General features: G+C 63.9%; 17 protein-coding genes. 15 read left to right on the forward strand and 2 right to left on the reverse strand.

The genetic code is table 11. From position 1 onward, the window contains the following. Positions 1–24 precede the first annotated feature (24 nt). The 5 genes from QMG83_RS06230 to QMG83_RS06250 are packed head-to-tail and all read left to right on the forward strand — an operon-like array spanning position 25 to position 3,876. Positions 25–1,140, forward strand: a complete 1,116-nt coding sequence (locus QMG83_RS06230; RefSeq protein ID WP_283504464.1) for a histidinol-phosphate transaminase — start codon at positions 25–27, stop codon at positions 1,138–1,140. Beyond that, the gene (gene hisB, locus QMG83_RS06235; protein ID WP_283504465.1) at positions 1,137–1,742 is read left to right on the forward strand and encodes an imidazoleglycerol-phosphate dehydratase HisB; all 606 of its coding nucleotides are present in this window, start codon (positions 1,137–1,139) and stop codon (positions 1,740–1,742) included. Before QMG83_RS06230 ends, hisB begins: the two co-directional genes overlap by 4 nt. Further along, positions 1,699–2,376 (forward strand): imidazole glycerol phosphate synthase subunit HisH, encoded by a 678-nt coding sequence (gene hisH, locus QMG83_RS06240; RefSeq protein WP_283504466.1) that lies wholly within the window; start codon positions 1,699–1,701, stop codon positions 2,374–2,376. Before hisB ends, hisH begins: the two co-directional genes overlap by 44 nt. Then, entirely contained in the window at positions 2,373–3,122 is a 750-nt protein-coding gene (priA, locus tag QMG83_RS06245) for a bifunctional 1-(5-phosphoribosyl)-5-((5-phosphoribosylamino)methylideneamino)imidazole-4-carboxamide isomerase/phosphoribosylanthranilate isomerase PriA (RefSeq protein ID WP_283504467.1), read from the forward strand. The genes hisH and priA overlap by 4 nt, the downstream gene beginning before the upstream one ends. A 4-nt stretch (positions 3,123–3,126) precedes the next feature. Continuing rightward, on the forward strand, positions 3,127–3,876 hold the full coding sequence (locus QMG83_RS06250; RefSeq protein WP_283504468.1) for an SseB family protein: 750 nt from the start codon (positions 3,127–3,129) through the stop codon (positions 3,874–3,876). An 8-nt stretch (positions 3,877–3,884) separates the two neighbouring features. Here QMG83_RS06250 and QMG83_RS06255 read toward each other — a convergent pair whose 3' ends face one another. Continuing rightward, positions 3,885–4,235, reverse strand: coding sequence for a DUF1844 domain-containing protein (locus tag QMG83_RS06255; RefSeq protein ID WP_283504469.1), 351 nt, complete (start codon positions 4,233–4,235; stop codon positions 3,885–3,887). 273 nt (positions 4,236–4,508) lie between these two features. On the opposite strand from QMG83_RS06255, the gene infC reads away from it, so the two are divergent. The 10 genes from infC to pheT all read left to right on the forward strand — a co-directional run bounded on the left by infC (position 4,509) and on the right by pheT (position 13,712). Then, the gene (infC, locus tag QMG83_RS06260; protein WP_283504546.1) at positions 4,509–5,186 is read left to right on the forward strand and encodes a translation initiation factor IF-3; all 678 of its coding nucleotides are present in this window, start codon (positions 4,509–4,511) and stop codon (positions 5,184–5,186) included. Continuing rightward, on the forward strand, positions 5,179–5,373 hold the full coding sequence (rpmI, locus tag QMG83_RS06265) for a 50S ribosomal protein L35 (RefSeq protein ID WP_283504470.1): 195 nt from the start codon (positions 5,179–5,181) through the stop codon (positions 5,371–5,373). The genes infC and rpmI overlap by 8 nt, the downstream gene beginning before the upstream one ends. 18 nt (positions 5,374–5,391) lie before the next feature. Further along, a complete protein-coding gene (gene rplT, locus QMG83_RS06270; RefSeq protein ID WP_199281850.1) occupies positions 5,392–5,778 on the forward strand; it encodes a 50S ribosomal protein L20 in 387 nt (128 codons plus the stop codon). Between the two features lie 162 nt (positions 5,779–5,940). Continuing rightward, a complete protein-coding gene (locus QMG83_RS06275) occupies positions 5,941–6,744 on the forward strand; it encodes a TrmH family RNA methyltransferase (RefSeq protein ID WP_283504471.1) in 804 nt (267 codons plus the stop codon). Between the two features lie 91 nt (positions 6,745–6,835). Then, a complete protein-coding gene (locus tag QMG83_RS06280; protein WP_502948998.1) occupies positions 6,836–7,573 on the forward strand; it encodes an amino acid ABC transporter ATP-binding protein in 738 nt (245 codons plus the stop codon). Positions 7,574–7,610: 37 nt separating this feature from the next. Next, on the forward strand, positions 7,611–8,486 hold the full coding sequence (locus tag QMG83_RS06285; RefSeq protein ID WP_502948999.1) for a glutamate ABC transporter substrate-binding protein: 876 nt from the start codon (positions 7,611–7,613) through the stop codon (positions 8,484–8,486). A gap of 93 nt (positions 8,487–8,579) precedes the next feature. Continuing rightward, positions 8,580–9,227, forward strand: a complete 648-nt coding sequence (locus tag QMG83_RS06290; RefSeq protein ID WP_283504473.1) for an amino acid ABC transporter permease — start codon at positions 8,580–8,582, stop codon at positions 9,225–9,227. Further along, complete coding sequence (locus QMG83_RS06295) at positions 9,224–10,159, forward strand: amino acid ABC transporter permease (RefSeq protein ID WP_283504474.1); 936 nt, start codon at positions 9,224–9,226, stop codon at positions 10,157–10,159. Before QMG83_RS06290 ends, QMG83_RS06295 begins: the two co-directional genes overlap by 4 nt. Positions 10,160–10,179: 20 nt before the next feature. Beyond that, the gene (pheS, locus tag QMG83_RS06300) at positions 10,180–11,220 is read left to right on the forward strand and encodes a phenylalanine--tRNA ligase subunit alpha (RefSeq protein ID WP_283504475.1); all 1,041 of its coding nucleotides are present in this window, start codon (positions 10,180–10,182) and stop codon (positions 11,218–11,220) included. Next, positions 11,220–13,712, forward strand: coding sequence for a phenylalanine--tRNA ligase subunit beta (gene pheT / locus QMG83_RS06305; protein ID WP_283504476.1), 2,493 nt, complete (start codon positions 11,220–11,222; stop codon positions 13,710–13,712). The genes pheS and pheT overlap by 1 nt, the downstream gene beginning before the upstream one ends. Before the next feature lie 3 nt (positions 13,713–13,715). On the opposite strand, the gene QMG83_RS06310 is transcribed toward pheT, so the two are convergent. Next, positions 13,716–14,270 carry a DUF937 domain-containing protein gene (locus QMG83_RS06310; protein ID WP_283504477.1) on the reverse strand — a complete coding sequence of 185 codons (555 nt, stop codon included), beginning with the start codon at positions 14,268–14,270 and terminating at the stop codon, positions 13,716–13,718. Between the last annotated feature and the right edge of the window lie 7 nt (positions 14,271–14,277).

Below are 14,277 nucleotides of genomic sequence, written 5' to 3' on the forward strand. Positions count from 1 at the left end.
CCGCAACACGCATAGGCTTGTCGGGTGACTAGCCTTTCTGATCTTCCGATCCGCGATGACCTGCGTGGCCTCAGCCCATACGGGGCTCCCCAGGAGAACGTCCCGATCCAGCTGAACGTCAACGAAAACACCCATGCCATCCCGGAAGCGGTGGCGACGGACATCGTCAGGGCACTCGCCATAGCGGTGATGGGTGTGAACCGGTATCCCGATCGCGAGTTCACCGATTTGAGGGAGTCGCTGGCGGCCTATCTGGGCCACGGACTCACCCCAGACAACATCTGGGCGGCCAACGGTTCGAACGAGATCCTGCAGCAGACTTTGCAGGTATTCGGCGGACCCGGTCGCAGTGTTCTCGGCTTCCCTCCGACGTACTCCATGCACTCGATCATCGCCAACGCGACGGGAACCCGCTGGGTGACGGCTGAGCGCGATTCCGGCTACGCGATCTCGCCAGAGACCGTGGTGGCCGCGATCGAGCGGGAACAGCCCGACATCGTGTTCCTGTGCTCGCCCAACAATCCCACGGGCACCGCACTCGCGCTCGAGACCATCGTTGCTGCGTATGACGCGACTCCGGGCATCCTGCTGATCGATGAGGCCTACGCGGAATTCGCTGACGGTGACACCGCGCTGACCCTGCTGGAGGGGCGGCCGCGGCTGATCATTTCGCGCACCATGAGCAAGGCGTTTGCCTTTGCCGGCGCTCGGCTCGGTTACCTGGCTGCCGACCCCGCAATCACCGACGCGTTGCGGCTGGTGCGTTTGCCTTATCACCTCTCGGCTCTCACGCAGGCGGCCTCTGTCGCTGCGCTCGCCCATGCGCCGGAGATGCTCGCCATGGTCGATGACATCAAGGCACAGCGCGACCTGATCATCGCCACCCTTCCCTCGCTGGGATACAGCCCGCTGCCGAGTCAGTCGAACTTCGTGCTTTTCGGTGGGGTCGCCGACCCTCACGCCACCTTCGAGGCGCTCTTTGAACAGGGAATTCTGATTCGGGATGTGGGCATCCCGCATCACCTGCGGGTGTCGGCCGGCACCGAACAGGAGACCGAGATCTTCCTCGATGCGCTGACGAGCCTCAAGGGTCACTCGACGCAGTCTGTGGCCGACGGGGTCGGTAGGATTCAAGGATGACTGCACACCGCACGGCCAGCCTGAGCCGGTCGACAAGCGAGTCCAGTATCGAGCTGAGCATCGATCTCGACGGCACCGGCACCTCCACCATCAATTCCGGAGTGCCATTTTTCGATCACATGCTCACCGCGCTCTCGAAGCACTCACTCATCGACCTTGATGTTGCGGCCACCGGCGACACGCACATCGACGTTCACCACAGCGTCGAAGACATCGGCATTACGTTCGGCACTGCGCTCAAGCAGGCGCTGGGCGACAAGGCCGGAATTTCGCGATACGGTGACGCGCTTGTTCCTCTCGACGAGGCTCTCGTGCAGGCCGTTGTCGACGTTTCCGGCCGTCCGTACCTGGTGCACACCGGAGAGCCGGTGGGGTTCGAGCACCACTTGATCGGCGGTCACTTCACCGGATCAATGGTGCGACACGTCTTCGAGGCGATCGCATTCAACGCCGGTTTGACGGTGCACATCACCGTTCTGGGTGGGCGTGACCCACATCACATCGCCGAGGCTGAGTTCAAGGCGTTCGCCCGCGCACTGCGCATTGCGATTGAACCGGATGCCCGTGTCAGCGGCATCCCCTCGACTAAGGGTGCGCTCTGACGTGATCAACCCCTCCGTCGTCATCCTCGACTACGGCTCCGGTAATGTCCACTCGGCCGCGAAAGCGCTCGAGCTGGCCGGTGCCAATGTCACCCTGAGTTCAGACCGTTCCGTCGCGGAATCCGCCGACGGCCTTCTCGTGCCCGGTGTCGGTGCCTTCGAGGCCGTGGCCAGGCAGCTGGCCGCGGTTCGTGGCGGTGCGATCGTTGAGAAGCGCCTCACGGGCAGCCGGCCAGTGCTCGGCATCTGCGTGGGCATGCAGGTGCTGTTCGAGCACGGCGTCGAGCGCGGCAACGACACGCCCGGACTGGGGGAGTGGCCCGGCGTGGTCACCCAGCTGGATGCCCCGATCCTGCCCCACATGGGGTGGAACACCGTCGAAACGCCCGAAGACACGGAGCTCTTTGAGGGAATTCGAGACGAGCGTTTCTACTTCGTGCATTCGTATGCCGTCCAGGAGTGGACGCTCGAGGTGCACGATCCGTTCCCGCAGCCTAAGCTCACGTGGGCGAAACACGGTGGCAGATTCCTTGCCGCCGTCGAAAACGGGCCCCTGACCGCAACACAGTTCCACCCAGAGAAGTCTGGTGAAGCTGGAATCCGACTTCTGAAGAATTGGCTGGAGACACTATGAGTGAGTTCGCAAAGAGCCCAGGGCTGGTTCTCCTGCCCGCCGTCGACGTGGCTGGGGGCAAGGCCGTGCGTCTCACACAGGGCGAGGCCGGCACCGAGACCAGCTACGGCAATCCTGTGGACGCCGCCCAGGAATGGGTGGATCAGGGCGCCGAGTGGATTCACCTCGTTGACCTCGATGCTGCTTTCGGTCGCGGAAGCAACCACGCAGTCATCCGCAAGGTCATCAAGAACACTCCCAAGAGGGTGAACATCGAGTTGTCTGGCGGAATCAGGGACGATGCCAGCCTGGAGGCGGCACTCTCGACGGGCGCCAAGCGCATCAACCTCGGCACTGCAGCACTGGAGAACCCCGAGTGGGCGGCTCACGTGATCGCCGAGTATGGCGAGGCCATCGCCGTTGGACTCGACGTTCGCGGAACCACTCTGGCCGCCCGCGGCTGGACCCAGGAGGGTGGCGACATCTGGACTGTCCTCGACAGGCTGGAGGCGGCGGGCTGCTGCCGTTACGTCGTGACAGACGTCACCAAGGATGGCACCCTCAAGGGCCCGAACCTCGAACTGCTCCGCCAGGTCGCTGATCGCACCAATCGCCCGGTCATCGCATCGGGTGGAGTCGCGAACCTCGACGACATCGCCGCCCTGCGCGAGCTCGTTCCTCTCGGTGTCGAGGGTGCGATCGTCGGCAAGGCGCTGTACGCAAAGGCCTTCACTCTCGTTGAGGCCATCGACGTAGCATCCAAGTAGTGGAATGAGCGATTCGGCGGGCGTGCCATGGGCTGGTCGCAGCTTTGCCGCCAGTGAGCCGTCTGCGGATGACGGCTCGGCACCGGAAAAGCTCATCGAGGCCCTCCGGCGTTTTCGCGCTGGCGAACTCGGCGAGTCTGAGGTGGTCGATGCATTGCGCGACGCGCGACTGCTCATTCCGCTGGTCGCCGTGGCAGGGGAGCTCGGCACGAGCGAGCACGGTCATGCCATCGACAAGAGCCAGGAGCTGTCGATCGTGACGGTGATGGGGCCGGATGGTCGAAGTGTGCTGCCGGCCTTCACTTCCGTCGCCGCTATGTCTGCGTGGAACCCTGCGGCTCGACCCGTGCCGGCCACGGTGGCGCGAGTGGCACTGGCCGCGGCCAGCGAAAGCACCGATCTCGTCGTGCTCGATCCCACCAGCGTCACCGAATTCGCGTTGAGACGTCCCGCGCTGTGGGCGCTCGCGCAGTCACAACCCTGGCTGCCCAGCTACCTCGACACCGACGTATTGTCAGCGTTCATGGATGCCGCAGAGCCCGAGCCCTCGGTCGCTGCGGTGCAGCTCGCCCCCGGTGACGCCGGTGCGAGGCTTGCCGGGCCCGAGTTGATCGTGCAGCTGTCGCTCGTGCCGGGGCTCGACCGGAAGGCGCTCGACGACGTGGTAGCCCGACTCCAGCAACGCTGGGCGGAGGATGAACTCATTGCCACCCGCGTCGATTCGCTGGCGCTGCAACTGGTCAGCGTGCAATAGCTCCGCAGTCAGTTGACGGGGCCGGTGAGCTTCTCGCCTGGACCCTTGCCGGGGGCATCCGGGAACGTCGATGCTTCGCGGAAGGCGAGCTGCAGCGACCGCAGTCCATCGCGCAGGGGCCGCGCATGCTGGTCGCCGATCTCCGGTGCGGCAGCGACGACCAGGCCGGCGAGCACGGTGATGAGTTTGCGTGCTTCGTCGAGGTCGATGTCTGCCGACGCATCCGGGTTATCGGACAGGCCCAGTTTGACCGCAGCAGCGCTCATGAAATGCACGACGACAGTGTTGATCAACTCGACCGCTGGCACCTCAGAGATGTCTCTGATCTCGTTGTCCGTGTCGAAACGTGCGTCGCTCATATTTCCCTTAGCGTTCGGCCTTAGTTGTTTGGCGCGGTATCTGCTATTCTTCTACAGGCTCCCGGGGCTTGCCCCGGATACGAAAGTGGAGATTCTCCCACCTGTCAACCGCTTCTCAAGGTTACCGGGTAGTTACACCCCGTTCGATCGGTGCACTGTCATGCGAATGACAGTGATAGCGCTGGGCGAATAGCAGGGTGCATCATGTGAAGTTTTCTCTTTCCGTGCCGTGCGACAACCGTCGCGACCACACGTACTAGAAGGAGAACACGCATCAGCGATCCCCGTACCAATGACCGAATCCGCGTTCCGGAGGTCCGTCTTGTTGGCCCCAACGGCGAGCAGGTCGGTGTCGTCCGTATCGAAGACGCTCTTCGTCTGGCTGTGGAGGCCGACCTGGATTTGGTTGAGGTTGCTCCCAATTCCAAGCCTCCCGTTGCCAAGATCATGGATTACGGCAAGTTCAAGTACGAAGAGGCCCAGAAGGCCAAAGAAGCTCGTCGCAACCAGGCGAACACGATCCTCAAAGAGGTTCGTTTCCGCCTGAAGATCGACACCCACGACTACGAAACGAAGCGCAAGCGCGCCGAGGGATTCCTCGCGGCAGGCGACAAGGTCAAAGCCATGATCTTGTTCCGCGGCCGTGAGCAGTCCCGCCCAGATCAGGGTGTGCGCTTGCTCCAGAGGTTTGCCGAAGATGTTTCGGAGTTCGGTTCCGTCGAATCGACCCCGATGATCGACGGTCGCAACATGGTCATGGTGATCGGCCCCCACAAGACGAAGGCTGCGGCGAAAGCCGAGGCTGACGCTCGCAAGGTGGCCAACAAGCCAGCACGTGCTCAGGACGGTGCAGCCAAAACTGCAGCCCCGAGCACACCAGACGTAGCCGAGGCGGCTCCCGCCCCGGTGGCAGCAGCAGTATCAACCAAAGAAGAGGAAAAAGATGCCTAAGCAGAAGACGCACTCCGGTGCCAAGAAGCGCTTCAAGCTGACCGGTAGCGGCAAGGTTATGAAGCAGCAGTCCGGCATGCGACACAACCTGGAAGTCAAGAGCGGCAAGCGCAAGCGCTCACTGAACCAGGAACAGGTCCTTGCTCCGCAGGACGCCAAGGTCATCAAGAAGCTTCTCGGTAAGTAAGGGTCAGGAAACAGAACAATGGCAAGAGTAAAAAGGGCAGTAAACGCCCACAAGAAGCGTCGCGTCATCCTCGAACGTGCCAAGGGTTACCGTGGCCAGCGTTCGCGCCTCTACCGCAAGGCCAAGGAGCAGGTCACTCACTCCCTCGTCTACGCGTACCGCGACCGCCGTGCCCGCAAGGGTGACTTCCGTCGCCTGTGGATCCAGCGCATCAACGCTGCGTCACGCGCAAACGGCCTCACGTACAACCGCCTCATCCAGGGCTTGAACCTGGCTGGCATCGAGGTCGACCGTCGTATCCTCGCTGACCTTGCGGTCACCGAGCCCGCGACGTTCGCTGCGATCGTCGCAACCGCGAAGGCAGCACTGCCGGCCGACACGAGCGCACCGCGAGTGAACGCCTAGTTCCAACGCACTACCATCAGAGACCCCGGGCTTCGGCTCGGGGTTTCTGTTTTTAACCTCAGTCGCGGGCTCCTTCGGCGCTGGCACGGGTGTGACTTCGTCACGACCCTGCGGAATCGCTGGCGCGATTCTTTTAGCTCCAGCGCGCTCTAAACTTGAACCATGATTGACAATCCACGTTCCCCCCGGGTCAGAGCCGTTGCCAAGCTGTCCAGGAGGGATGCCCGGTCCGAGACCGGGCTTTTTCTTTTGGAAGGTCCACAAGCAGTCTCGGAGGCTCTGGAGTTCCGGCCCGAGCTGCTGGTCGAACTCTTCGCCACCCCGACGGCGTCCGAACGGTACGGCGCCATCTCACGGATGGCGGCTGAGGTCGGGCTTGAGCTCGAATTCGTCACAGAGGCTGTCATCGACGCCATGGCGGACACCGTCACCCCGCAGGGCGTAATCGCCGTCTGCAAGCAGTTCCCCACCTCCCTCAAAGACATCCTCGGGGGTGAGCCGAAGCTCATCGCGATCCTCGAGGAGGTACGCGACCCCGGCAACGCCGGCACGATCATCCGGGCTGCGGATGCGGCCGGAGCAGACGCGGTAATTCTCACGGGTCGCAGCGTCGACCTCTACAACCCCAAGGTGGTTCGGGCGACCACCGGTTCCCTGTTCCACATTCCCGTCGCTGTGGGCGCCGACGTCGAGTCAGTGATCGAAAAATCGAAGGATGCCGGACTCCAGATCATTGCGGCCGACATCAAGGGTGTCGATCTTTTGGCGGAGCGCACCGCGGGCACGCTGAGCGGTCCGACCGCCTGGTTGTTCGGCAACGAGGCCCGTGGTTTGTCTGATGAACATTTCGCTCTCGCCGACCGCGCGATCACCGTTCCTATATACGGACACGCCGAATCGATGAATCTCGCGACAGCCGCGTCGGTGTGCCTGTACGAGAGCGCGTTCGCCCAGCGCTCGGTCTAGCACAAATCGCGAGTTTCCGCGGAGTCACGCGTCGGTTACGAACGTCCGTGTCGTGTTGACCCCCCTTGACGCGGTGTGGTTGGGTGGGGTCATGGAACCTCTGGTTGTCGTCGATCACGTGAATAAGCACTACGGCGAGCTTCACGTATTGAAAGACATCACCACCACCATTCATCGTGGAGAGGTCGTCGTCGTCATCGGCCCGAGTGGGTCTGGCAAGTCGACACTGTGCCGGGCGATTAACCGCCTCGAGACCATCGACGACGGCACGATCACCATCGATGGTCAGGCGCTCCCCGCCGAGGGTGCAGCCCTCGCGCATTTGCGCGCCGATGTCGGAATGGTGTTCCAGTCGTTCAACCTCTTCTCCCACAAGACGATCCTCGAAAACGTCACGCTCGGGCAGATCAAGGTGCGCAAACGCTCGAAAGTTGACGCTGAGAAGCGGGCGATGGAGCTGCTGGATCGTGTTGGGGTGGCAAACCAGGCCGCCAAGATGCCGTCCCAGCTGTCGGGCGGGCAGCAGCAGCGAGTCGCGATCGCACGCGCGCTCGCGATGGACCCGAAGGTCATGCTGTTCGACGAGCCGACCTCAGCGCTCGACCCAGAAATGATCAACGAAGTCCTGGACGTCATGGTCGGGCTGGCCAAAGAGGGTATGACCATGGTCGTTGTCACCCACGAAATGGGATTCGCCCGCAAGGCAGCGGAACGAGTGCTGTTCATGGCGGACGGCGAGATCGTGGAAGAAGCCACCCCCGAGAAGTTCTTCACAGACCCCCAGAGCCCGAGAGCGCAAGACTTCCTCTCGAAAGTACTTACCCACTAGCCAGTGGGCTAAGAAACACAGCAACCAGGAGGAAACCATGAGACTCAAAAAGGGTCTAATGATCTCAGCCATCGCACTTACCGGAGTGCTTGCGCTTAGCGCCTGCACCGATTCTTCGGCACCAACCGCCGACGAGACGGTCGCGCCAGAGGCAGAGGTCTCGTTCGAGGCCGGCTCCACGATGGCAGCACTCAACGAAGCCGGAAAGATCACGATCGGCACCAAGTTCGACCAGCCTCTCTTCGGCCAGGTCGACGGCAGCGGCGACCCGCAGGGATTCGACGTCGAGATCGGCAAGCTCATCGCAGCCAAGCTCGGCATCCCCGAGAGTGGAATCACCTGGACGGAGACCGTCTCCGCGAACCGTGAGCCGTTCATCGAGTCAGGCCAGGTCGACATCGTTGTTGCGACATACACGATCAACGACAAGCGCAAGGAAGTCATCTCCTTCGCCGGTCCGTACTACAACGCAGGCCAGGACATCCTGGTTCTTGCCGGTAACCCCGGCGGAATCAACGGACCGGACGATCTCGCCGGCAAGCCGGTATGTACCGTTGCCGGTTCAACTTCCGAGAAGAACATCGCCGAGTACACCGACCAGATCACTTCCCTCGGTGGCTACGCTGAGTGCCTGCCGCTGGTGAGCGCGGGTACAGTTGCCGCTCTCACGACCGACAACGTGATCCTCGCGGGGCTCGCTGCGAACAGTGGCGGTGAATTCGAGGTCGTGGGTAACCCCTTCACCGAGGAGCCGTACGGTATCGGTCTTGCAAAGGACGACACCGACTTCCGCATGTTCATCAACGACGTGCTCGAAGAGGCATACGGCGACGGCACGTGGGCCGCTGCGTGGGAGAAGACTGCGGGAGCCGAGCTTCCGCTTCCCGACCCGCCAGCAGTGAACCGCTACTAGAGTCGCGCTAAGGCGCATCACGGTTGAAGTGGCTCATCCTGTTTTACAGGGTGAGCCACTTCCCCAGTCGGCACACGACATGAAAGGAGACACATGGATGCCATCATCGAGAACTTCCCGAAGTTCATCGACGCGTTTCTGGTGACCCTTCGGCTTCTTGTCGTGTCTGGCATCGGGGCACTGATTATTGGCACCCTGGTTGCGGCGCTACGAATCTCACCCGTTCCGGCCCTTCGCGGGTTTGCGACGGTGTACACCGAGATCCTCAGAAACACCCCGCTCACTCTGGTGTTGTTCTTCTGCGCATTCGTGCTGCCGCAACTTGGAGTGCGCTTCGACTTCACGACCGCGGCCACCATCGGCCTGACCCTGTACACCTCACCCTTCGTCGCCGAGGCGGTGCGGTCGGGCGTGAACGGTGTCTCGGTGGGGCAGGCCGAAGCGGCGAGGGCAATCGGGCTCGGGTTCGGCCAGACCCTCAGCCTGGTCATCCTTCCCCAGGCCCTCCGGATGGTCATTCCTCCGCTCATCAACGTCCTGATCGCCCTCACCAAGAACACCTCGGTAGCCGCGGGCTTCAGCGTGTTCGAGTTGGTGGCCGTGTCGCGTCAGGTGATCCAGTTCAACGGCAACGCGACGGTGGCAATCCTGCTCGCGGTCGCCGTGTTCTATCTCGTCATCACGGTGCCGCTCGGTCAGGCCGCTAACTACCTCGAGCGAAGGGTCATGGCGCGCCGATGACAAACGTTCTTTACGACGTACCCGGCCCGAAGGCCCGGCGTCTCTCGCTCATCCTCTCGATCATCGGCGGTGCGCTGATCCTCGGGGGCTTGATTGCGATCTTCATTTTCCTCTCACAGCCCCGCATCAATGCGGGCGGTGTAGCCCAGCCCGGTATCTTCGACGCCAGCAGGTGGGACATCCTGGGCGACCTCGCCCTCTACCGGACGATCTGGCGTGGACTCTCCGCGACCCTGCAGATGGCGGGCGTTGCCGCGGTACTCGCCATGGTGGTCGGCATCCTGCTCTCCATGGCACGTACCGCCATGACAGCGGCGATCCGGATCCCCGCGATCGTGCTGATCGAGTTCCTGCGCGGGATGCCCGTGCTGCTCATGATGTTCTTCGTGCTGCTGGTGTTCTCGACCGGCCAGTTCTGGGCCGGTGTCGGAGCCCTCGCCGTGTACAACGGTGCCGTGATCGGCGAGGCCCTGCGATCGGGGATTGCCTCGCTGCCCAAGGGCCAGCGCGAGTCTGGACTCGCGGTCGGCCTGACTCCGCTGCAGACGCGATTCTCCATCGAGTACCCGCAGGCATTCCGCCAGATGCTGCCCATCATCATCGCCCAGCTCGTTGTGTTGCTCAAAGACACCTCGCTTGCGTTCATCCTCGGGTACCAGGAGCTTCTGAACGTCGTTCTCAAGCAGGGGCCGACAACGTTCGGCGCCACCTACCTCTTCACCCTGTTCTTCGTGGTTTGGGCCGTTTACCTCACCGTGAACATGGCCCTGTCGTGGATCGCGAGGCTGGTGGCCCGTCGAACGGCTTCGGGCCGAGGCGGCGCGAAAACCAGGCGAATCGAGAAAGTGATCGCCCAGCTGGGTGGCGCCGGAATCGCGGGTGCGAGCGAAACGCGCGCCGGGAAAGACAACGACGCAGGGCACACGCCGTAGCCTGACTAAACTTTGGTGTTGTGCCAGAATCCACCCCCATCACCGAAAGCGCCGTAGCGGCGGCCGTCGATGCCGCTTTGGCCGCAGTCGCCACAGCCACGACGATGTCCGAATTGCGAGCCGCTCGCGCCGAGCACGCGGGGGAGTCCTCCCCGCTCGCGCGGTTAAACGGCAGCCTCAAGACACTCGATCCGGCGGATCGCGCGGCAGCCGGAAAACTGGTCGGACAGGCCAGAGCCCGGGTTGGCCAGGCTTTTGCACCCCGCGAGGCGGAGCTTGCGGTCGCCGAGGAGAACCAGCGTCTCGCCGACGAGGCGGTGGATGTCACGGCTGTGGCATCCCGTTGGAACGCCGGTGCGCGGCATCCGCTCAGCCTGCTCATGGAACGAATGAGCGACGTCTTCATCGCCATGGGCTGGGAGATCGCGGAGGGTCCTGAACTCGAGAACGAGTGGTTCAACTTCGACGCTCTCAACATGGACGAAGATCACCCGGCGCGCAGCGAACAGGACACGTTCTTCGTCGACCCGGTCGACAGCCACCTGGTGCTGCGCACGCAGACCAGCCCCGTGCAGATCCGGTCGCTGCTGACACGCGATCTGCCGGTCTACGTGGTGTCTCCTGGCAAGGTCTTCCGCAAAGACGAACTCGATGCCACCCACACGCCGGTGTTCCACCAGATTGAGGGCATCGCGATCGACAAGGGCCTGACGATGGCGCACCTTCGCGGCACGCTCGAACACCTCGCACGGGCGATGTTCGGCGACGACGCCCAGATTCGTCTTCGCCCCAACTACTTTCCGTTCACCGAGCCGAGCGCCGAGATGGACGTGTGGCAGCCGAACGCCAAGGGCGGCGCGCGCTGGGTCGAGTGGGGCGGGTGCGGCATGGTCAACAGCAATGTGCTGCGCGCAGCAGGCATTGACCCCGAGGTGTATCAGGGGTTCGCGTTCGGTATGGGTATCGAGCGCACCCTGCAGTTCCGCAACGACATGAATGACATGCGCGACATGGTCGAGGGCGATATCCGCTTCTCTCAGCAGTTTGGGATGGTGGTCTGATGCGCGTTCCGATCAGTTGGTTGCGTGAGTTCGTCGACATCCCGCTCGACGTCACTCATGAGCAGATTCATGCGGCCCTGGTGAAGGTCGGCTTCGAGGAAGAAGACGTTCACGACTTCGACCTGAGCGGCCCCATCCTGGTCGGCCAGGTGCTCGAATTCACGTCAGAGCCGCAGTCAAATGGCAAAACGATCAACTGGTGCCAGGTGGATGTCGGCGAAGCCGAACCTCGAGGCATCGTCTGCGGGGCGCACAACTTCGCCGTGGGCGACAAGGTCGTCGTGTCCCTTCCGGGTGCGGTTCTTCCCGGACCGTTCCCGATCGCGGCGCGGAAGACCTACGGTCACGTGTCGGACGGGATGATGGCGTCTGCCCGCGAGCTCGGTATGGGCGATGAGCACGAGGGAATCCTGCTGCTGAAGAGCCTCGGGCTCGATCCGGTGGTCGGTGCCGAGGCCGTACCGCTGCTCGGTCTCGACGACTTCGCCGTCGAGGTCAACGTCACCCCCGACCGCGGCTACGCGTTCTCGATTCGCGGCATCGCCCGCGAATACTCCCACTCCACCGGCGCAACCTTCCGCGACCCGGCTCTCGCCTCCTCGCCGGTGGCCGGCACCGGATTCTCGGTCACCGTCGACGACGTTGCCCCGATTCGCGGCAGGATCGGCGCAAGCGTGTTCACCACCCGGGTCGTGCGCGGCATCGATGCCAGCAGGCCGACTCCGCCCTGGATGATCGCCCGGCTCGGGCTCGCCGGCATCCGCAGCATCTCGCTGACCGTCGACATCACCAACTACGTGATGCTCGAGTTGGGGCAGCCGACCCACGCGTACGACCTCGACAAGCTCTCGGGCGGCATCATCGTTCGCAGGGCGGCCGCGGGTGAGACCCTCACCACCCTCGACGACAAGGTGCGCACCCTCGCGGCAGAAGACCTGCTCATCACCGACGGTTCTGGTGCCATCGGGCTCGCCGGTGTGATGGGTGGAGCCTCCACCGAGATCGACACGACATCGACGAACGTGCTGGTCGAATCCGCGAACTTCGATCCGACCTCGATCGCGCGAACGGCCCGGCGCCACAAGCTGCCCAGTGAAGCATCCCGTCGCTTCGAGCGCGGAGTCGACCCGGCGATCGCGCAGGTCGCTGCCGCCAGGGTCGTCGAATTGCTGGTCGAACTGGGCGCGGGAACCGCCGACGAGCTCGGCTCTGTGCTCGACACGTCGGTTGCGCCGACGCCCATCGAGCTGGCCGACGGCTACATCGAAGGCCTCATCGGAGTGCAGTTCAGCCCCGACGAGATCACGACATCACTGGTCGACATCGGGTGTGCGGTGGATGCCACGACCGGCGGTCACTCGGTCACCCCACCGACCTGGCGTCCCGACCTCACCGACCGCGCCACCCTCGCCGAGGAGGTCGCCCGCATTGTCGGCTACGACCGCATTCCCTCGGTGCTGCCGGTGGCTCCTCCCGGGCGTGGACTCACGCGCGAGCAGCGACTGCGCCGATCTGCGTCGGCGTCGCTGGCATCCGCGGGTCTCACCGAGGTGCTGGCCTACCCGTTCCTCAGCCAGGCGTCGAACGACCTGTTCGGTTCACCGCTGACGGGAGCAGTGCCCGCGGTGGCGCTGGCGAACGCCATCGACTCCGAGGCCGCGCTGCTTCGCACCTCGCTGCTTCCCGGTCTGATCTCGGTCGCCAGGCGCAACTTGTCGCGCGGTCTCACCGACCTCGCCGTCTTCGAGGTCGGCACCGTGTTCCTTCCGGAATCCGGCCGAACCTATGGCGTGGACACGCTGCCCGCGGGCAACGAGCTTCCGTCGGCCGAGCTGCTGGAGAAACTGCGCGGCAGCATCCCGGCACAGCCGTGGCACGTCGCCGCGCTCTTCGTGGGTGACGCCGTAGCGAAGCAGCCCGGTCAGTCGTCGATCCAGCGCGGGCTGTCTGACGCCATCAGCGCGGCTCAGCACCTCGCCGCTGTGCTTGCGTCTCCGCTCACCGTCACCACGGGAGCCCACAAGGCCATGCACCCGGGCCGAACCGCGGAGTTGCGCTCGGGCGATCGTGTGGTCGGTTACGCGGGGGAATTGCTGCCGTCACTGGCGGCAGAGCTCGACCTGCCGAGGGTGGTGGCGGTGCTCGAGCTCGATCTCGACGCGCTCATCGAGCTCGGCGCCGTCGAGATCGCGCCGACGCCGATCGTGTCGTTCCCGGCCGCGACCCAGGATCTGACGCTCGTCGTGCCCGAGGCGGTGCGTGCCGGCGAACTGCTCGCGCTGCTCGTCGAAGGTGCTGGCGACCTGCTCGAGAACGTGTCGCTCGTTGACGACTACCGCGGCACCGGAATTGCGGATGGCAGCAAGTCGCTGACCTTCGCGCTCCGGTTCAGGGCCACCGACCGCACCCTGACGGCAGCCGAGGCGACCGAGGCGAAGTCCGCAGCCGTCGCACTTGCCGCGTCGAGGATGGGAGCGGTGCTGCGCGAGTAGCGGCTACCGCTTACCGCCGCCGAGGAGGCCGCCGAGCACGCTTCCCAGGATGTTGCCTCCGGGCGATGAACCTTTTGCGCCACCGAGCAGTCCGCCGAGGATTTCTCCGATGCCGCCGGATGGCGCGGGGGAGGCCGACTCGGCCGTGGAGGCCTGTTTCTTGCCGAGGAATCGCGAGGCCAGCCACGAGATGACGATCGGAGCCACAATCGGCAGCACCTTGGCGATGATGTCCTTGGTAACGGTGCTGTCGCCGGTGCTCGCGACGGCCGCGACAACATCGTTCTTGCGGGAGCCGAAGACGTTGCTCACGATCTTCTCGCCGTCGTCGGTGTCGATCTCGCTCACCGACGCTGAGGGAACCGCCCCGGCGTGCCCGGCGAGAGCCCGCTCCAGAGAGGCGGCTCCGCTGCTGTCGCTGGCGTTGGCGGCCATCCCGCTCAACAGGGTCGGGATCACCTGCGACACCGCATCCCGGGCGACGTTCTCCGGAATCCCCAGTTGCTTGGCGATGTCCCCCACCGGAACGAGTGCGAATAGTTCGTCGGCGTCCTGCATGGGTCTC

It is taken from the genome of Salinibacterium sp. G-O1, from assembly GCF_030063305.1.
GTDB lineage: Bacteria > Actinomycetota > Actinomycetes > Actinomycetales > Microbacteriaceae > Rhodoglobus.